At 59.7% G+C, this 18674-nt stretch carries 21 protein-coding genes and 1 tRNA gene; 12 read left to right on the top strand and 10 right to left on the bottom strand.

Annotated features, from left to right (window positions below):
- Window positions 1-177 precede the first annotated feature (177 nt).
- Entirely contained in the window at window positions 178-1470 is a 1293-nt protein-coding gene (locus FFT87_RS12465; protein WP_219949016.1) for a CDP-glycerol glycerophosphotransferase family protein, read from the top strand.
- A 5-nt stretch (window positions 1471-1475) separates the two neighbouring features.
- Here FFT87_RS12465 and FFT87_RS12460 read toward each other — a convergent pair whose 3' ends face one another.
- The 5 genes from FFT87_RS12460 to FFT87_RS12440 form a co-directional block, all read right to left on the bottom strand.
- A complete protein-coding gene (locus tag FFT87_RS12460; RefSeq protein ID WP_255559932.1) occupies window positions 1476-2372 on the bottom strand; it encodes a hypothetical protein in 897 nt (298 codons plus the stop codon).
- Window positions 2373-2425: 53 nt separating this feature from the next.
- Window positions 2426-3166, bottom strand: coding sequence for an ABC transporter ATP-binding protein (locus tag FFT87_RS12455; protein WP_219949015.1), 741 nt, complete (start codon window positions 3164-3166; stop codon window positions 2426-2428).
- Window positions 3166-3891: an ABC transporter permease gene (locus FFT87_RS12450; RefSeq protein ID WP_219950827.1), complete on the bottom strand. Its 726-nt coding sequence runs from the start codon at window positions 3889-3891 to the stop codon at window positions 3166-3168. The genes FFT87_RS12455 and FFT87_RS12450 overlap by 1 nt, the downstream gene beginning before the upstream one ends.
- Before the next feature lie 221 nt (window positions 3892-4112).
- Window positions 4113-4805 carry an NTP transferase domain-containing protein gene (locus FFT87_RS12445; protein ID WP_219949014.1) on the bottom strand — a complete coding sequence of 231 codons (693 nt, stop codon included), beginning with the start codon at window positions 4803-4805 and terminating at the stop codon, window positions 4113-4115.
- A gap of 302 nt (window positions 4806-5107) precedes the next feature.
- The gene (locus FFT87_RS12440) at window positions 5108-5824 is read right to left on the bottom strand and encodes a hypothetical protein (RefSeq protein ID WP_219949013.1); all 717 of its coding nucleotides are present in this window, start codon (window positions 5822-5824) and stop codon (window positions 5108-5110) included.
- A gap of 40 nt (window positions 5825-5864) precedes the next feature.
- On the opposite strand from FFT87_RS12440, the gene FFT87_RS14655 reads away from it, so the two are divergent.
- From FFT87_RS14655 to FFT87_RS12425, 3 genes are all read left to right on the top strand, one after another.
- A complete protein-coding gene (locus FFT87_RS14655) occupies window positions 5865-7145 on the top strand; it encodes an ABC transporter ATP-binding protein (RefSeq protein ID WP_255559931.1) in 1281 nt (426 codons plus the stop codon).
- Between the two features lie 62 nt (window positions 7146-7207).
- Entirely contained in the window at window positions 7208-8692 is a 1485-nt protein-coding gene (locus tag FFT87_RS12430; protein ID WP_219949012.1) for a hypothetical protein, read from the top strand.
- A 28-nt stretch (window positions 8693-8720) separates the two neighbouring features.
- Window positions 8721-8981 (top strand): DUF3039 domain-containing protein, encoded by a 261-nt coding sequence (locus FFT87_RS12425; RefSeq protein WP_219949011.1) that lies wholly within the window; start codon window positions 8721-8723, stop codon window positions 8979-8981.
- 10 nt (window positions 8982-8991) lie between these two features.
- Here the strand turns inward: FFT87_RS12425 and FFT87_RS12420 are convergent, their stop codons facing one another.
- Complete coding sequence (locus FFT87_RS12420; RefSeq protein WP_219950825.1) at window positions 8992-10245, bottom strand: nicotinate phosphoribosyltransferase; 1254 nt, start codon at window positions 10243-10245, stop codon at window positions 8992-8994.
- Between the two features lie 111 nt (window positions 10246-10356).
- Between FFT87_RS12420 and murI the strand changes: the two genes are divergently transcribed.
- The 4 genes from murI to FFT87_RS12400 all read left to right on the top strand — a co-directional run bounded on the left by murI (window position 10357) and on the right by FFT87_RS12400 (window position 13256).
- Window positions 10357-11193 carry a glutamate racemase gene (murI, locus tag FFT87_RS12415; protein ID WP_219949010.1) on the top strand — a complete coding sequence of 279 codons (837 nt, stop codon included), beginning with the start codon at window positions 10357-10359 and terminating at the stop codon, window positions 11191-11193.
- Between the two features lie 31 nt (window positions 11194-11224).
- Window positions 11225-11974: a ribonuclease PH gene (gene rph / locus FFT87_RS12410; RefSeq protein ID WP_219949009.1), complete on the top strand. Its 750-nt coding sequence runs from the start codon at window positions 11225-11227 to the stop codon at window positions 11972-11974.
- 2 nt (window positions 11975-11976) lie between these two features.
- On the top strand, window positions 11977-12642 hold the full coding sequence (locus FFT87_RS12405; protein ID WP_219949008.1) for a non-canonical purine NTP pyrophosphatase: 666 nt from the start codon (window positions 11977-11979) through the stop codon (window positions 12640-12642).
- Window positions 12643-12713: 71 nt separating this feature from the next.
- Window positions 12714-13256: a HEAT repeat domain-containing protein gene (locus tag FFT87_RS12400; RefSeq protein ID WP_219949007.1), complete on the top strand. Its 543-nt coding sequence runs from the start codon at window positions 12714-12716 to the stop codon at window positions 13254-13256.
- A gap of 38 nt (window positions 13257-13294) precedes the next feature.
- Here FFT87_RS12400 and FFT87_RS12395 read toward each other — a convergent pair whose 3' ends face one another.
- Window positions 13295-14035, bottom strand: coding sequence for a DedA family protein (locus FFT87_RS12395; RefSeq protein WP_219949006.1), 741 nt, complete (start codon window positions 14033-14035; stop codon window positions 13295-13297).
- A gap of 167 nt (window positions 14036-14202) precedes the next feature.
- Between FFT87_RS12395 and FFT87_RS12390 the strand changes: the two genes are divergently transcribed.
- The 3 genes from FFT87_RS12390 to FFT87_RS12380 all read left to right on the top strand — a co-directional run bounded on the left by FFT87_RS12390 (window position 14203) and on the right by FFT87_RS12380 (window position 15601).
- The gene (locus FFT87_RS12390) at window positions 14203-14586 is read left to right on the top strand and encodes a helix-turn-helix domain-containing protein (RefSeq protein ID WP_219949005.1); all 384 of its coding nucleotides are present in this window, start codon (window positions 14203-14205) and stop codon (window positions 14584-14586) included.
- 96 nt (window positions 14587-14682) lie between these two features.
- On the top strand, window positions 14683-15129 hold the full coding sequence (locus tag FFT87_RS12385; protein WP_219949004.1) for an alcohol dehydrogenase catalytic domain-containing protein: 447 nt from the start codon (window positions 14683-14685) through the stop codon (window positions 15127-15129).
- A complete protein-coding gene (locus FFT87_RS12380) occupies window positions 15059-15601 on the top strand; it encodes a zinc-binding dehydrogenase (protein WP_219949003.1) in 543 nt (180 codons plus the stop codon). The genes FFT87_RS12385 and FFT87_RS12380 overlap by 71 nt, the downstream gene beginning before the upstream one ends.
- Before the next feature lie 173 nt (window positions 15602-15774).
- On the opposite strand, the gene FFT87_RS12375 is transcribed toward FFT87_RS12380, so the two are convergent.
- Window positions 15775-15856 (bottom strand) — tRNA-Leu (locus FFT87_RS12375).
- Window positions 15857-16227: 371 nt separating this feature from the next.
- Between FFT87_RS12375 and FFT87_RS12370 the strand changes: the two genes are divergently transcribed.
- The gene (locus FFT87_RS12370; protein WP_219949002.1) at window positions 16228-17067 is read left to right on the top strand and encodes a TauD/TfdA family dioxygenase; all 840 of its coding nucleotides are present in this window, start codon (window positions 16228-16230) and stop codon (window positions 17065-17067) included.
- A gap of 24 nt (window positions 17068-17091) precedes the next feature.
- On the opposite strand, the gene FFT87_RS12365 is transcribed toward FFT87_RS12370, so the two are convergent.
- Together FFT87_RS12365 and FFT87_RS12360 are read right to left on the bottom strand one after the other, a co-directional pair.
- Entirely contained in the window at window positions 17092-18246 is a 1155-nt protein-coding gene (locus tag FFT87_RS12365; protein WP_219949001.1) for a hypothetical protein, read from the bottom strand.
- Complete coding sequence (locus FFT87_RS12360) at window positions 18243-18581, bottom strand: PadR family transcriptional regulator (protein WP_219949000.1); 339 nt, start codon at window positions 18579-18581, stop codon at window positions 18243-18245. The genes FFT87_RS12365 and FFT87_RS12360 overlap by 4 nt, the downstream gene beginning before the upstream one ends.
- Window positions 18582-18674 lie beyond the last annotated feature (93 nt).

Here is an 18674-nt window from a genome sequence, read left to right as displayed (position 1 = left end):
CCTTCTAAACCTGCAAAAACTTGCGGATTCTAGTACTGTGCCCGCCCGAATGCGCAAACGGCGGTGCGGGTACTATCGAAACTGCGGCCCAATCTCACTCCATCGCATCAGCATCGGCTCGATAACGGTGCGGTGAGAAGTGCGTTGTACCGGCCCTCCACTGATTTGATTGAGACCATGGCGCTACTAAAAGATTTCACGACCGCACGCAAGGTGGTGCGCACAATGTTGCGTTCTCGCCGTAATCGGCGTCGTGTTGCTGGGCTGGTTGGCGCGCATCCGCTTCCCGATCCCGGGTCAGTGACGATCGCCGTCTATTTTGCTGATACCAAGGTCAATTTGTATCAAATACGACAGTGGTACGCCCCCCTCGCCGAGCTCTCGAAACGTTTCCCGGTAGCGATCATCGCGCGTTCGCCCAGTTCAGTGTTGGCATTGTGGGACGAAGCCCCAGTGCCCACTGTCTACTTGCGCCGTGTTTCTGAGCTTGAGCAATTTGTGGCCGAGCAGCCGCTCAAGATTATTTTCTACGTCAATCAGAACGCTAAGAACTTTCAGATGTTCCGGTATGGGCGCATGTGGCACGTTTTCATCAACCATGGTGAGAGCGACAAAATGTACATGACGACGAACCAGTTCAAGGCCTACGACTTCAGTTTTGTCGCCGGGGCTGCTGCGCTCGACAGGTTGAGCCACAAGTTATGGGATTTCGATCTCACCAAGAAGGCGATTCCGATTGGCCGGCCGCAGGCCGACCATTTCGCGGGCGAATTGCCTTATCTTCCCGACGATCGCACCGTTGTGCTCTATGCGCCCACGTGGGAGGGCGATAGAGAAGCTGCGGCCTACGGCTCAATTGCCACCCACGGTGTCGCGTTAGCGAAAGCTGTTCTCGCCAGTGAGACCCACCGCTTCATCTATCGTCCACACCCTCGCAGTGGCGTTGTTGACGATGAGTACAAGAATGCCAATATTGCGATCATTGCGGCAATCGCCGAAGCCAACGCGTCCGATCCCTCGGTTCAACATATCTATGACGATGGCAAAGAACTGGGTTGGCAGTTGGTGGCAGCGGATGTCGCGATCACGGACGTTTCGGCCATGGTCTATGACCGGCTCGCGACGGGTAAACCGCTGATCGTTGCTCGACCTGTTTCGCCTCTGGCCGATATCGACGAGGCCGGATACCTCGGATCATGCGAGTGGTTGCGCGCTGACGAGGCTGGAGACATTCTCTCGATCGTCGATCGGGTGCAATTCGACGTCGAAGCGAAGGAAAACTTGGGGTATTGGGCAGAACGTCACTTCGGCGATACCGCTCAGGGTTCCGCGACCGCACGCTTCCATGATGCTGTCGAATCGCTGATCGCACTGTGGCACCGTCACGCTCAGATTCACATTGGCGATCGTCGGAGCAGCGAGGTTGACCCTTTCGAGGAAGACGACGACGAGTCACCCACCAGCGAATAGCTCAATCACGGTCGGGGGTCGCTCTGATCTGGGGTCAGGCTGTCGATATCGACGTGGCTGTCGAGTTCGGCAAAGCTCTCTAGTTCGACCCAGCCCTGACGCTTACGTCGTTGGGGCAACTGAAGTCGTCGTTTGGGTTCGCTGCGAACGGTGCGAACTTTGATGGCTTTGGGTTGTTTCGGTGCCTTGGGCAGGACTATGACCGGTTCGAGCCATGACGGTAGCGTCACGGGAGTCGGTCCGAATCCCTGGCGCGCGGTACGGATGATCTGCCGCCCCAGAATGTTGTTTCCTCCACCGCCGATGACCGCTCCGATACCGAACGGCATGAGCCGACCAACGATGTTGGTGCCTTGGGCGGCCGCAAACTTCCTCACGAAGGTGTGCTTGATTCGATCGGCGAGTGGCCCCATGAGTGCGGTCGGCACGCCTTTGGCTAGCGTTTCACCCCAGTAGGCAGAGCGCACGACGCCTGAGCCAGTGGCCTGAGCGGCGAGCTGTTTTACGAGGTCACTGCCCGCCGTGCCGAGCACCATGGTCATGACGAGGGCGCGCGCCCTGTCGGGGTCGTCAACAACGATTCCGTGCACTTCAGTGACCGATTGAGCGAAGAGGGCTGAGGCTTCAAGGAAGCCAGCGGTCTCAACGCTTGAGAGTGCCAAAGACGCTCCGGTGCCGACAGCGGGAATTGCCGCACTGGCGCCGACAAGCGCGCCGCCGGTCGTCACGGCAGCTAAGTAGCGACGCTCGAGAACCGTGATGATCTCGTCGGGACTAGCGTGCGGTTTGCCTTTACGGATGCTGCGGATGTGCGCCAAGACGACGGGGCGCTGAACGGTGAGGACGCGGTCGATGCCGCGCACAACCATAGGATGCGACGTGTTTAGTTCGCTAGGTTCCATGGGTTTCAGCGTACCGGAGTGGTCTGACGCCTCACCGAGAGTTGAGCAGCTGTTCAGGAACCGTAATCTTCGTTGTAGCGTGCGAGGACATCGTTGATGGGACCGTCCAGTACGAGCTCGCCCTTGTCTAGATAGAGGCCACGGCTACAGAAACGGCGAAGATCTCGTTCGTTGTGAGAGACGAAGAATAGGGTGCGCCCGCCTGTGAGAAGTTCTTCTATTCGGCGATAGCACTTCTCGCGGAACGCCTTGTCGCCGACCGCCAGAACCTCATCCACCAAGATGATGGGTTCTTCGAGGCGAGAGATCACGGCGAACGCGATGCGAACTTTCATGCCGCTCGACAGATGCTTGTACGGGGTATCGATGAAGCGCTCGATCTCAGCAAAACTAATGATTTCGTCGAATCGATCATTGATTTCGTGTTTCGTCATGCCGTGCAGACCCGCAGTGAGATACACATTGTCACGCACGCTCAGATCGTCGACGAACCCACCCGTAATCTCGATGAGCGGAGCCACGCCCTTGCCGACATGCACGGCGCCCTCATCGGCAAGCATGACTTCGGCGACCAGTTTGAGCAGGGTTGACTTGCCTTGACCATTTCGGCCAACCACACCGATCGCTTCGCCAGCGGTGACGTCGAAACTTACGTTGCGGAGCGCCCAGAACTCGTCGGCTCGAGCGCGACGTTTGCGTCCAGCAAAGAGATCCTTGAAGCTGCGTCGTGAGCGGCGGTTGAGCCGAAACCGGATGCCGGCGTCGTCAACCCGGATGACGTAGTCGTCGTTCATTAAATCTCCTTCAGCACGGCACGCTCGGTGCGTGTGAAGACGAGAACTCCGATGCCAACCAGGATGAGGCTCATGAGCGCCCCGATGAGTACGGCGAACCAGTCGAGTTGGTCAGGAAAGAACGCTGCGCGGTAAAGGGAGAAGATGCCCGCGAGTGGGTTGAACGCTGCGAGACCGTCGAGTCCGAGCTTCGCCAGATCGGGGATGCCATAAATGATGGGCGATGCGTAGAAGAGAAAGCGCAGCGCCAGTTTCGTTGCCCGCTCGAGGTCGCGGAAGAACACGACGAGGGGAGCCACAATCAGGCCAACTCCCACCGTGAGAACGGCCTGCAGCAGAACGCCGAGCACGAAATATGCCGCTTCCCAGTGCAGCACCGCTCCCGTTGCGATCGCGAAGAAAGCGAGAACCGGCAGGCTGGCAATGAACTCGATGCCCTTTGAGAGCACAAGTCGAGCAACCCAGATAGTGCGAGGGATCTTGGTGGATCGAATGAGTTTGGCTTCACGCAAGTAGGCACGGGTGGCATCCGACACTGCTCCGTTGAACCACATCCACGGCAAGAGGGCGGTGAGAAGAAAGACGATGTACGGGTCTTCGCCGACTGCTTTGTCGAAGACCTGAGTGAACACGAACCAGTAGATGCCCGCCATCACCAATGGGTCAAGAACTGACCACACGTAGCCGAGGGCTGAGGTGGAATACCGCACGCGCAGGTCGCGCATAGTGAGCAACCAGAGAATGCGGCGGTATCGGGTGAGGGGAGACCATGCAGATCGACCCAGTGCTGTGTTCGCCACGCCCCTATATTAGGCGGGCGAAACGCTATTCAGGCGAACGCCGCCTGTGTGCTGTGAACGATTCGTCACTTTTCGCAGAAATGCCCGCCAGACACAGAGTGCGGAGCGGGCATTTTCCACGCGGCTCAAGCGAGCCGAGCGTGTGCTTAGACGAAGAGGTTTGCGCGTTCGAGGTCCTCGGCAAAGTCGACCTCGATGGCGTACAGGTCTGAAATATCGATCGGTTCGATGAGCAGGCGGTCTTCTTCGATGGCGAGCTCAATGCCACGCTCGAAGTAATCCTGGTCACCGACCTTCTTGAGGTGACGAATTAGTGCGGCTTTTGCATCGCGCGAAATGTAGTTGATGCCGACGGCTTCGCCGAGGCCGCCCTTGACGGTCTTGGAGAGTTCCTTGATGAAACCTTCTGCATCCGTCGTGTACTTGACTTCTTCGTCGGAAACCTTGGCGGTGTTCACGCTGACGAATGACTGATCGCGAGCAACCATCGAAGCGGCACGCTCAAGAACGGCGGGGTCAAAGACCACGTCGCCGTTCATCCACAGAACTCCACCGGGCGCTGACGCTTGAAGCGCGCGCAGGAGGCTCTTGGAGGTATTGGTCTGGTCGTACTGCTCGTTATAGACGAACGACGCTTCAGGGAAAGCCTCAATGATGTGTTCGAGCTTGTAGCCAACGACGATCGTCACCTTGGCGTTGTTGCTAAATGCGTGATGGATGTTGTCGAACTGCTGCTGCATGATGGTGCGGCCATCGTTGAGCTCAGTAAGCGGCTTCGGAAGTGAGCGGCCCAAGCGGCTGCCCATACCGGCAGCTAAAATAACGACTTGTGTAGTCATGGTGGTCTCCTCAGTTGTGCTGGGGCTCGGGAAATAACGGCACAGTTAACGTGCTGTTTACCCGAGATTGGCAAAATTGACACACCTTTGTGCGAGAGTCAGAGTATCTGGGTGGGTTGAGAACTCCATAGATATTGTGGGGTTGTTGTGTATTTGTGATACTCGCTCATCCACGAGTCATCTGATTGGTAGGTTTGGACAGTGGAAAACGCCCAAACACCCGACGAGGGCAAGAAGACTGTTAAACCGCCGGTAACGAAGCCCGCGACTAGTGCCAGGAAGCCTTCAGCGGCACGGGGTACTCAAGCGAAATCGACCACCGCGAATCCAACAGCTTCTGCTACTCGTAAGCCCGCCGTCAAGAAGCCTGCTGCGAAAACGTCTGCCGTGCGAAAAGCACCCGCCGCAGCCGCAGCTTCAGCGACGATACCCACTAACGACCCTTCTGAGAACACCGCGGTGATTCCAGCAAAGACAGTGGCAACGCCGGCAAACACGACCTCGACCACCGCAAAGGCGACGACGACGGCGGGTGCACGGTCGAAGACGACTCGGGCCTCGCCTAAGAATGCCGCTGCGCCCCAACCTTCTGCGGCCAAACCCTCTGCGCCGAAGCAGACGGCGCCCAAGCCAACTGCGCCCACGACGGCTACGTCTAAGACTCGGCAGCCAGCGGCATCCACGTCGACAGCTCCCAAGCCAATAACGCCGAAACGCGCCGCGCCAAAGCCCCGGGCGACGAAGAGTGCTGCTCCGAAGCCGAAGCCGAAGCCGAAGCCGACGCCTCCGACGACGAATCCTTTTTCAATCGAAGAGTTAGCCCCGACGGCCGTCACGGAGTCTGAGACTTCTGCGACGCCAGAATCAGCAGCCGTCTCGGAATCAGCCGTTACGCCCGAGGCATCCGCAGTCACGGCGCGCGCAGAGATCACAGACACCGAGTCCGCAGAAAAAGCGGATACCGCCGATGCAGCGACTACCGCGGGCGATATCGACACTGCCGAGTCGGACGCGCTCACCTCAGTAGCGCCAACCGTTGACACGGCGAAAACAGCGTCAGTGCCATCTGAAGCGGCTCGCGCCGAGAAGCCCCAAGCTGTAGAGAAGCCGGATGGGGTTCTCGCTGGTTTGGCTCGCTTGCGTGCACTCGCAGCGCAATTCGCCGCTACCCCTGCTGCTCCCGCGGTGACGAAAGCGCCTGAGGTTGAGGCCGAAGAAGTGGCCGAGGATGCGAGTGCGGTTGACCAGCCGGACTCCGAAGCCGAGCCCAACGCTGACTCTGCTTCCGATGCGGTAGTCGATAGTGCTGCGGCTCAGGCCGCTGTGCAGGTGCCAGACGACCAGAGCGAGCCGGAACCGACACCGGAGCCGGAGCCCGAGCCCGAGCTGCAGGTTGAGCCGGAACGTTCCGTTGAGTCCGATTCCAAGGCCGAAACTGCAGTCGACATCACCGTAGACGAGCCAGAACTCGAAGCCGAAGCCGAGCCCGAAGCTGAACCTGAGCTCGCTCCGGCTCGAGAGAACGATGCCGTCGTTGCGGTGACGCCGACGCTCTCGCACGGGATCGAAGCGACATCCACTGAAAGCGTTCTGGAAGTTCGGGGACTCTCAAAGGGCTTCGGCGACATGGTTGCGGTCAACGACATTGACTTGAACGTGCGTGCGGGTGTCTTCTACGGGATCGTTGGTCCCAACGGCGCTGGAAAAACCACCACCCTCTCGATGATCACCGGTCTCTTGCGCCCCGATTCGGGAACCGCCAGCGTCAACGGGGTCAACGTGTGGGATTCGCCTGAGATTGCCAAGCGATCGATGGGGGTTCTCCCTGACCGTCTGCGCATCTTTGACCGACTTACTGGCTCGCAACTGCTGTACTACTCCGGCGTGCTGCGCGGCCTCAAAGCCGCAGAAGTCAGAAAACGCTCCGCAGATTTGGCTACGGCGTTTGGTCTTGACGATGTGATGGGTCGCCTCGTCAGCGACTACTCCTCAGGCATGCTCAAAAAGGTCGCGCTCGCGGCCGCAATGATCCACTCGCCGCGACTGCTGATTCTTGACGAACCCTTCGAGTCTGTTGATCCTGTTTCGGCAGCAACCGTCACCCGCATCCTGAAGCAGTATGTAAATGCTGGCGGAACAGTTCTGCTGTCGAGTCACCGCATGGAACTCGTGCAGCGTGTCTGTAGCCACGTTGCCGTGATCGTTGAAGGATCCCTGCTCGCCGACGGAACAATCGACGAGGTGCGCAACGGAATGTCTCTCGAAGACCGCTTCGTGCAGCTCACCGGTAAGAATTCTAGTGGGGGAGGCCTCGAGTGGTTAAACAGTTTCTCCGACTGAAACTAACCTTCGTCGCGAACACGTTCCGACGAGGTCCACTCGTTGCGGCAAGCGTAGGTTTGATGCTGATTTACAGCGCCGTATTGTTTGTCATCGCCGTCACAGCTGTTGCGGGTCTGCGCGACACAACCCCTGAAATCGCGGGAAGCACCCTGGTCGTTTTCGGATCACTAGTGCTGGCAGGTTTCTTGTTCATGCCGTTGGGTTGGAACGCGGATGACGCCTTAGATCCGCGCCGTTTCTCGTACCTGCCCGTCACCAGACTGCGTCTAGCCCTGCTCCTGTTGCTCGCCGGCGCTATCAGCATCCCCGCCGTCATGCTCGTCGGTCTCGCAATAGCGCAAGTTGTTGCTTGGTCGCCAGACGCCAGCTCCGCCCTCATTGCGGTGCTCTCGGGTGTCATCGTGATCGCCACCGCCATTATCGGCACCAGACTGGCAAGTCTCTTGGCTGCGCGGTACTTGAGTACGCGACGACTGCGTGAGGTTTTTGGTTTCATTTCTGTCGCGGTCGTGATCGCGTCGCTTCCGCTCGCCGTCATTCTTGCTTTGTCGGACTACCAGTCGCAAGTTCTTCCGGTGCTGAGGCGAAGCGCTGCCGTGCTCGAATGGACACCGCTCGGTGTTGCGTTCGGCGCCCCAGCCGCTAGCGCTGCGGGTAATGGCAGTGAGGCCGCGGCGAAACTCGCCATTGCTTTCGGGTTCTTGCTTCTGCTCGCGCTGTGCTGGTACTTCATGCTCGGCTATGTGCTTTCCCGCCCCGAACGCAGTGCGGTAGCGACCTACCGATCAGGGTTGGGCTGGTTTCGGCTCATGCCGTCAACACCATTGGGCGCAATCGCCGCACGAAGCCTCAGCTATTGGGCTCGCGACGCACGCTATTTCGTTGCGTTGGCAGCAATCCCGATTATCCCGATCGGCATGGTGGCGGCGCTCCTCGTTGGCGGTATCGGCGCTGACGTTATCGCGTGGATTCCGGTTCCCGTGATGTGTTTGTTCTTGGGCTGGAGCGCGCATAACGATGTTGCGCATGACAACACCGCGCTCTGGACCCATGTCTCGGCTCACACCAAGGGTGCAGATGACCGCTGGGGTCGAATCGTTCCCAACCTGCTTGTTGGCATCCCGCTGGCTATTCTGGGGAGCATCCTCACGGTTGTTATCGTCGGTAATAATGAAGCGCTTCCGGGGCTCATCGGACTTAGCCTGTGCCTGCTCTTCGCAGCGCTGGGCGTGTCAAGCGTGAGTTCGGCAGCATTCCCCTATGCCGCACCTCTTCCTGGGCACGGAGCATTCATCCAGCCTCAGGCGTTGGTCTCGAACGCCGCAACGGTGCAGACATTCACCTTTGTGCTCAGCCTCATATTTGCTGCTCCCGTGCTTGCCGTGGTGTTCTTCACCCCTTTCGCGACACTCGATCCGTACTGGGCGCCGTTCATCGTCGGGCTGCCGCTCGGGCTGCTTGTGCTCGTCGTCGGTGTGTACTGGGGCGGTCGAATCATGGTTCGTCGAGGACCAGAGTTACTCGCCCTCTCTTCTCAGAACTAAGACGCGCAACACGAAGTAGAATCGATCTATGGCTGACACCGATCACACAGGCGGCGGAACCGACACGCTCGACCGCGAACTCGAAGAGCTGCTCAATCAGGAGCAGGTCGAAGAGGGCGACCACGAACGCTTCTCGCACTACGCGCCCAAGAACAAAATCATGGAATCCGCGTTATCCGGCAAGCCTATTCGTGCCCTCTGCGGCAAGTTGTGGACCCCGGGCCGCGACCCCGAGAAGTTTCCCGTCTGCCCGACCTGCAAAGACGTCTACGAAAAGATGAAGGCGTAGCGCTTAGCTTCTAACGGTAGAGAGTCGGCACGACGGGTTCGCCACGCGAAAGCCGAAAAGCGTTCTCGGGTAGTTCAGCGAGAGCCTGCTCGCGGTGGTCGCGTGCGGCACGCGTGCCTTCGCGACCCAACCAGCGAGCATCCGCCACACCGTCGTTAACGAGATCGACGATGAGCTCACGCCCCTCGACATCCGGGCGACCGTCAACAGCCTGGTAGATCAATTCGGTGCTCGCGATGCCGCCCTCGAGGGTGCGCATCGCGGCTTTGTGGCCACCGATCGTCGCCTTTGCTGTCGACTTTTTGGCGACCGAAACCCACTGACCCGCATCGTTGTGGTGGGCGACAAGTTTGTACACCATGCCAGCGGCGGGATGCCCGGAACCTGTCACGACAGAAGTTCCCACGCCGTAGGAATTGACGGGTGCTGCCCGCAAAGCAGCAATCGCATGCTCGTCAAGATCATTGGTGACGGTGATGCGAGTGTTTGTCGCGCCCAAAGAATCGAGTTGCGCCCGAACGGTGGCGACCTGGACAGCCAGGTCACCAGAGTCAATACGCACTGCCCCCAATTCCGTTCCGGCCACTTTCACCGCGAGGTTCACCGCAGTTTCAACGTCGTAGGTGTCGACGAGCAAAGTTGTTGACGGTCCGAAAGCATCCACTTGCGCCTGGAAAGCTTCTTCTTCTGAATCGTGAAGCAGAGTGAAGGAGTGTGCTGCCGTTCCCATCGTTGGCACGCCCCACTGGCGGCCGGCCTCCAAGTTGCTGGTGGCGGTGAAGCCAGCGATGTACGCTGCGCGCGCGGATGCCACGGCGGAGCGTTCGCCCGTGCGGCGCGAGCCCATCTCGACAACCGGTCGCGAATCGGCGGCGGTCACCATGCGAGAAGCTGCGGATGCGACGGCGGAGTCGTAGTTCAGCACGCTCAGCGTAAGAGTTTCGAGAAGCACCGCTTCGGCAAATGTTCCCTCAACGATCAGCACGGGGGAGCCAGGAAAATAGACGTCGCCTTCGCGGTAGCCCGCAATCTTGCCAGTGAAACGGTAGTCGGCAAGCCAGTCAATGGTGCCTGAGCTGACAACCTTGTTCTGCTGCAAGAACGACAACTCGTCATCGCCGAAACGGAATTGCTCAATCAGCTCAAGAAGCCGCCCCGTTCCCGCGACGATGCCATAGCGGCGACCGTCAGGGAGGCGGCGGGCAAACGCCTCGAACACACACGGGCGTTCGTGGCGGCCACTGCCGATTGCGGCGTCGAGCATAGTGAGCTCGTATTGGTCAGTTAGCAGAGCGGTACTCACCCCACAAGCGTACGCGACAGACCCTCAGCGCTGTCGGGGAGAATTCGCGCATCGACCACTACGATTGAGGGCGTGACTGATGCACCTATTGGCGTTTTCGACTCCGGAGTCGGTGGCCTCACCGTAGCTCGGGCGATCATTGACCAGTTGCCGCATGAATCGATTCTCTACGTTGGCGACACTCTGCACTCGCCGTATGGCCCCAAGCCGATAGCGGATGTTCGTCGCTATGCCCTCGAAGTCATGGATCGCCTCGTTGACGACGGCGTGAAGTTGCTCGTGATTGCCTGTAACACGGCGTCTGCCGCAATGCTTCGGGATGCACGAGAGCGCTACACGGAGGCCTACGGCATCGAGGTCGTCGAAGTGATCCAGCCCGCCACGAGGGCGGCAGTTCGTCAGACCCGCAACGGCCGCGTCGGAGTGATCGGCACCGAGGGCACGATCAAGTCTCGGGCGTACGAGGATGCCTTCGCTGCGGCATCCGCAATCGAACTTTTTACCCAGGCCTGCCCGCGTTTCGTCGAATTTGTGGAAGCCGGCGTCACGACCGGACCAGAAGTTCTCGCCGTCGCTGAAGAGTATTTGGCGCCGCTGAAGGCTGCCGAGATCGATACCCTCGTGCTTGGCTGCACGCACTACCCCCACATTTCTGCCGCGATTCAGTATGTGATGGGTCGCGATGTCACGCTCGTGTCGAGTGCGGAAGAGACTGCCTATGACGTGTACAACACGCTCGTGGCGCATAACTTGCTGCGAGACCCCTCGAAATCTGCCAACCACACCTTCGAGGCAACCGGGCCAGACAAGCTCGGCTTCACACGCCTAGCATCTCGCTTTATGGGCCCCAACATTGTGAGGGTCGAAACCTTTGAGACCGGCGCAATAACGCTTCCGCACTTTGACTAACAGCACGACTTCACTAAAAGAAAGAAGAGACATGACCCGTCACGATGGCCGCGAAAACAACGAACTGCGCGAAGTAACAATCGAGCGTGGATGGAGCGACCAGGCTGAAGGGTCAGCGCTAATCTCCTTCGGCAAGACCAAGGTGCTGTGCACCGCATCCTTCACTAACGGTGTTCCGCGTTGGATGGCAGGAAAGGGTAAAGGCTGGGTCACCGCCGAGTACTCGATGCTGCCTCGCAGCACCAACAGCCGCATGGACCGTGAAGCGGTCAAGGGCAAGGTCGGCGGCCGCACCCACGAAATTTCGCGCCTCATCGGTCGCAGCCTCCGCGCTGTCGTCGACATGAAGGCTCTCGGCGAGAACACGATCGTGATCGACTGCGACGTTCTCCAAGCTGATGGCGGAACCCGCACGGCAGCCATCACCGGTGCGTATGTTGCGCTCGCTGACGCTATCGAATGGGGTCGTGAAAAGAAGTTCATCGGCAAAAACTCGAAGGCACTCTTCGACTCGCTCGCCGCCGTCAGCGTCGGAATCATCGATGGTGAGCCCATGCTCGACCTCGCCTACGTCGAAGACGTTCGTGCCGAGACAGACATGAACGTTGTTGTCACCGGCCGTGGCCTCTTTGTCGAGGTTCAGGGCACCGCCGAAGGTGCTCCCTTTGACCGCCGCGAACTCGACTCGTTGCTCGACCTTGCTCTTGCCGGCGGCGTCGACCTTACTGCTATTCAGGCCGCGACTCTCGGCCAGAGCAGCACCACCCTCACTGGCGCGTAGTCATGCGCATCGTTCTCGCTACCCACAACGCTCATAAAGTCGCTGAGCTGCGCCGCATTCTTGGGCCTGCGCTCGATGGTCTCGAACTCGTGGCCTATGACGGCCCCGAGCCGGTCGAGGATGGCGATACGTTCCAAGCGAATGCGCTGATCAAGGCGCGGGCCGCCGCCGCGCACACCGGGCTGCCAGCGCTGGCAGACGATTCCGGGATTTGTGTTGATGCGCTGGGGGGTGCCCCCGGCATCCACTCGGCGCGGTATGCGGGTACGCGCAATGACAGCGACAACCTCGAACTGCTCTTGACGAACTTGGTCGGCGTGGATGACCGTGCCGCCCAGTTTGCGTGCGCGGCGGCATTCGTGGTGCCGACACAGGCTGCAGGCTCGACTGGCGATGGCGGTGACATCGCCGGAGCGGGGAAGGCAGTGACCGACGGCGCCGGGACTGCTGCACGCGAGTTCGTGGAGCTCGCACTCTGGCCTGGCACCGTCGCGACCGAGCGCAGCGGAACTGAGGGGTTCGGGTATGACCCGATTTTCTGTCCGGATGGGCAGCCAGGAACTTCAGCCGATCTGACGTCTGATCAGAAGGATGCTCTCAGCCACCGCGCTCAGGCTTTCGCCGCAATCATGCCGATCGTGCGCGCCCAACTGCTCGGTGACCAGTAGTTACTGGTAGCTCTCACCCCAGAATGTGCCGTGCGGTCTCGGTATCGAGCGCAACAACGTAGGGTTGAGGCGTGTCTGAACATGATGATCCCCACGCCGTAAATCTTGAACTCCCCATTGCAGCCCGCATCGCGGCCGCTAGCGCACGCCATGGCGAAGCCGTCATCGTTGAGCGCGCTGTCTCGCTCATTGCGGGCAATAACGAAGGCAAAGAGTTTTTGCTGATCGTTGGCGGTGAGCACGCCCAGGGCATCCTCGATGGTGCTCCAGTGCTTTACTGGCCCGAGCTGTGGGGAACGCGCGCACTACTGCACGCGTGGGATGACAGCGCTGCGGATGCTGTGCGCGCTGCTCTCAGTAACCAAGCGTGGCGAGTGCGCGAAATGGCGACGCGTGTGGTTGCTACTCGTCGACTCGATGCGCGCGAACAGCTTGTGGCGCTCCTCACCGATGAAACTGCCCGCGTTCGCGCATCAGCGGCTCGTGCTTTGGGAACTGTCGGCTCTGCAGACGACATCGACGCGATGTCGGCACTCGTCAAGGACGAAGATATTGAAGTTCGTCGCAGCGCTCAGCAGTCGGTAGAAGCTCTCCGTAAGCGACTCGCCCAGTAACTGTCTCCGCGTGGGTAGCGCGGTACTCTTTCGACGACCTAGTCGGTGAGGTTCTGGTCGAAGTCTTTCGGGTGGAGAGCGAGCGCTTCGGCTTCGTTATCGCTGGGGGCATCTCCGTGGCCGGCCTCGCGGGCCTTCTTGGCTTTGTGTGACGACCGCACGAGGTGAAACACCGTTGGCAGTATTGACACTGCGACGGCGGCCAGCAGGATCAAGTCGATGTAACCGACGATGAAGTCCCTCAGCGGTGGGATATTGCCCAACAAGTAGCCCGCATACGTGAGGCCCGAGCCCCAAACGAGGGCGCCGATCGCGTTATACAGGCTGTACTTGCGGTAGTTCATGTGCCCAACACCCGCCGCGATGGGGGCGAAGGTGCGCACCACCGGAACGAAACGAGCGAGAATCACAGCAAGGCCGCCGAAACGGGTGAAGAACGCGTTGGTGCGTTTGACATTCTCCACGCTAAAGAGTCCGGTTTCTTTGCGTTCAAAGATCCGGGGCCCTGCCTTGTGGCCGATCAGATAACCGACTTCTCCGCCAAGAAACGCCGCGACGCTAATGGAAAGGCATACCCACCAAATATCGAGCTCAATGCCGCCGGGGGTAAACGTCAGAATGCCGGTGATGATAAGCAGGGTGTCACCCGGAAGGAAAAAGCCAACGAGAAGCCCTGTCTCGGCAAACACGATGAAGAGAACGCCGAGCAGGGCGAAGGCACCGAAGCCTTCGATGAGGTTTTCGGGATCGAGCCAGGGTATTAGGGCAGTGCCTACCACGGGGGAACTCCAGAATCGTCGGCTAGGTGCGCGTAGTCGGCGACATTAGCTATGTAGATAGAGGGTACCGCGTGTGGCGGGGCCGTCGCTGTGGGGGATACCCCCGCATCTGTGCTCGAGCACCCTCATCAACTATCATTCGGATAGTAACTATCGAAAGGATCGTCATGGACTTCGAGCGCGAGCACAACGAGAGCCACGTTGGCAACGTATTTTCGGCGACATGCCCCTGCCGCGATCTCTTGGATGTTGTCGCAAGCAAATGGTCGGCGCTCGCGATCGGTGCTCTCTTAGGTGGCCGCATGCGTTTTGGAGAACTGCAGCGTCATCTTGACGGTATTTCGCCCAAAGTTTTGACCAGCACCCTCCGTCGCCTTGAAGACTACGGAATCGTCGACCGCGAGGTCTTCGCCGAAGTTCCCCTTCGGGTCGAGTACTCTTTGACCCAACTTGGCCAAGAAGCCGGAGTTCCTCTTGAAGCTTTGCGGGTGTGGGCAGAGTCACAACTCGAGCACGCGCAACGCACCGAGGCCGCACGCGCACTCGTCTAAACGCTTACCTCGGGGTAACTTGCCTCCCTTGCGGGTCACCACTATGGGCGGTTTAGCGTGAGGGCTACACGTTAGCGACCACGCAAAGGACCCCAAGTGAACACGTCATCCTCTTTCCCCTTCAGTATTGGCTCTGCCGCTCCCGCGGTCTTTACTCGAGCGAGCGGGCCGATTGACGGTGACGGCAGCCTGGTTGACGAAGAACTGATCGTTGAGGCGCCAACCGGTCACGACATCCTCGTGGAAGTTGCCGCAGTTTCGGTCAACCCCGTCGATGTGAAGGTTCGCGCTGGTGGCGGTTTTGTCGACAAGATCATCGGATGGGACGCGTCCGGGGTCGTGAGAGCAGTCGGTCCAGAGGCAACGCTGTTCCAACCGGGCGATGAGGTTTGGTACGCAGGAAGCATCACCCGCCCCGGAAGCTACTCGCGCCAGCACCGGAACCCTTCTCGTTCTTGGTGCCGCTGGGGGAGTGGGTTCCATTCTCATTCAACTCGCGAAAGAGCTCACCGGTGTGCGCGTGATTGCTACGGCATCACGTGACGAAACTCGCGAATGGGTCACCAAGATGGGGGCGGATGCTGTCGTCAGCCACCGCGGGGATCTCGCGGCCAACGTAGCCGAAGTCGCGTCAGGGGGTGTCGACTGGGTATTCACTTCGCAGACAGGAAAGAACTTGCCGGCCATCGTCGAGCTGCTCAAGCCGTTCGGTGAGATCGTGGCGATCGACGATGAGGCAGAGCTCGACCTGCTCTCCCTCAAGGCGAAAGCTCTGAGCTGGCACTGGGAGCTCATGTTCACCCGCTCAGCGCAGCACACCGCAGACATGGTGCTGCAACACCAGCTTCTCAACGAGGTAGCAGATCTAGTGGATGCCGGACGCATCCACACCACGCTCACGCGCACGTTTAGCCCGCTCAACGCACAACAGTTGCGCGCCGCGCACGCGCTCGTGGAAACCGGCAGCGCTATCGGTAAGACCGTCGTGGCCGCAGAAGAAACCTCGGCCAACTAGACCGGGATCCGGTCGGGGGCGGGTGCGCATTGAGCGAAAGCTCAGCGTGCGCCTTTTCTTTGCGCGCCCTGTGGAACGGCAATGTGAGTCGCGCCCGGCGAAGTGCACTCGGCTAAGTGCAATCCGTGATGTGTGCTCAGTGTCGTGCACTCAGAGCTGTGCGATCTATGTTGTGCGGAAGGCGGGACTTGAACCCGCACGCTCGAAAGCACAGGAACCTAAATCCTGCGTGTATACCAATTTCACCACTCCCGCTGACCGGACAATCTTATCGCGAGAACTGCCCGCCAACGTTCACTTCTGGTTGCGGTTTTTTCTTGCGTGGAACGCAAAGGAATTGTTCATCGAACCTCTTCCTTTTGGGGCCAAACGGTGTAATTTATGAAGTGCCTTCCCATTGGAGGCGATGTCTGCGAGCGCTCGTTCCGTGAGCCACGTAAGCCACAGCTTGCGCGCCGCACGAAGTAAAGGGGTGCGACATTACCGTTCACGAGCTCCAATCGAGTCTTTTCACTCTTGACCCGGCTAGCGCTGACGCTATCCGTCTTGCTGCAGAGAGCATAACTGCGCACCCCAATGAGAGCCCCGATGACTTCGGTCGTCAGGCGCTTGCTGCGGCGTTTGGTTTGCCAGAAGAGGTCCGTGCTGCTGTTCTGAATTTTGCTGACGTTGGTTCTGAAACCGGCATCATGGTTGTGCGTGGTTTGTATGTCGACGAAGACCTTATCGATACCCCGCTGAACAACAAGAATGGCCTCGGTGCACGCACTGTTTTCGCTAAAGAGATGGCGATACTTGCCCACCTCCTCGGGAGCATGGTCGCTTACGAGGCTGAGGGCAACGGCCACCTTATTCAGGACATGGTCCCTAACCCGAAACTCGCCGTAACCCAGCAGTCGCAGGGCTCGAAGGTGGAGCTCGAAGCTCACACCGAGCAATGCTTCTCGGACTTCAAGCCTGACTACGTCATCCTCGGAGCGCTCCGAGGGGATGAAAATGCGAAGACCTATGCGTTCTCGGGTCGCAAGCTAATGCAGCATATGTCGGAGGAAGACCTTGCGCTGTTGCGTTTGCCGCTCTGGGAGACAACGATCGACGAGTCCTTCCAACCCTTTGTTCCGAAGCCGGATGAGGTGCGTGGACCGTTCCCGATCCTTACTGGTCCCGCAGATGACCCCTACATTTTGGTCGACCAGAACCTCATGCGGGGCACCACTGTCGAATCTCAGGGTCTGCTCGAGCGTGTCGTCGAGACCTATATCGCGCACCGTGATGCCCATGTGTTGCAGCGGGGAGATCTCTTGATGCTCGACAATCTGCGCGCCATGCACGGTCGTGGGCTTTACACCCCTCGCTTCGACGGCAAGGATCGCTTCATTGCGCGCGGTTTCGTTGTGCGTGACCGTCGAAAGTTGTGGCCTCAGTTGCTTGACGACCGCCGCACTCTCGCTGCGGTTCACAGCTAAGCGACTCAGGCCCGCAGGGGCACGCTAGTTCGTTACGACGCGGGTCGTCTGCTCAGGTAGGCGGCCCGCGTTCGTTCGTGCCGGGAGTAGCGCGAGCCACACTGCAGCCACGAGACAGAGCTGCCCCGCCATCGCCAGTGCTGGACCAGAGAGTGCCGCGTCGCCGCCGTAGATCTCGAAGGTGTCGGCCATCGACATCCCCATGTTGAATCCGGCAAAGGCGTGGAAGGAGAGTGCCAGACCGGGGATGGCTAGTGCGCTTGCCGCGAGCGCTTGAACGGAGATTGTGCGGCTGAGCTTGGGGGTGACGCAGGCGATACCAAACGCTAGTGCGGCAAGCAACCAGAACGCTCCCCAGACCCAGATCAAGTAGGGGAACGGTGACTCTCCTGCCGCTGCCATTTGAGCATAGATGTCATCGAGACTGAGCCCGGGGACCGCTGCTAGCGGGTTCCAGACCACGATATGCAGCGTGCCTAAGCCAACAGTCGCTGCCGTGGCAATGACAGTCGCGACCCCGATGAGCACTCGCGTTCGTGCGCGAATCGGAACAGAGCCGAGGCGACCACGCCCGCTGATCACGATCGTCAGTACCACGGGAGTAGCCAGCGCTGCAATGGCGAAGATGGCCACTGGCACCACCATCAGGAGTCCGATCGTCACGGCCGCCGCGATGAGCACCCAGACGGTCACGGAGGTCGGCCGCAGGAGAGTCTTACGGCTAGTCGCAGTGCCAGCGTGGCTGGAGGCGACTCTCTGGGTGATGATCGCGCGCACGGTCGCGAGCATCCCGATCACGACGAAGGCAATGGCGGCAATTTTTAGCAATGATGCCGCTGCTGCTAAGAGCTGGGCGCTGAGCGCGGTGGTTGTTCCTGGAAGTCCATACCCGCCCCAAATCAGCAGCCCAACTCCGAGAACACCGGCACTGATGAAGGCGGCCAATGCCCAGCGTGCCCGGCGAGCTGCGAGTGTGCTCAATGTCATACCGGTAACTTCCGGCGCATCTCGGTCGATGGTCACGGAGGTCACCGCGGCACCCCACACGACAGACGCTGTAGTCATGTCTAATTCGGCGGCCCCGGAGAGATCGGCGCGCCACTCTTCGCGATAGCGTTCTCGGGCTGCGGCCGGGAGGGTGCGGGCGATGGCGTTGATGGCGCGCTGCGACAGGGTCACGCGGAAGCACCGAATGAGCGAACTGCAGACGTGCCTCGCGGGGTTGTGCTGGGATCGGCGATGGCGCGCTGCGACGAGATAAGTGCCGGTGCTGATGCCGCACCATCCGAGGTCAGTTCATAAAGGCGGCGGCGGGGGCCGGAGCGTTTCGAGTCATCTTCCCACTGGGAGGTGACCCACCCCAGTCGTTCGAGTCGCTCCAGGATGGGATACACGCTGCCGGCAGGGCGGCCAGTGCTCTTGACGATTCGGAGACCCCAGAGGGGGTTCGGTGCGGACGTGAGTGCTTCAATCACGTCGAGCGTGGCCGCGGTAATGCGAGATAGGGGCTCCATGCCCTTAAATCTATCTATATAGAGATAGAAGTCAAGGAATGTTCAGCCGAGCGGGCGAATCGGGTAAGGAACCCACCCGCTCGGCTTCACACG

It is taken from the genome of Salinibacterium sp. M195 (assembly GCF_019443965.1).
Classification (GTDB): domain Bacteria; phylum Actinomycetota; class Actinomycetes; order Actinomycetales; family Microbacteriaceae; genus Rhodoglobus.
This window is presented reverse-complemented; position numbering and strand designations above follow the sequence as displayed.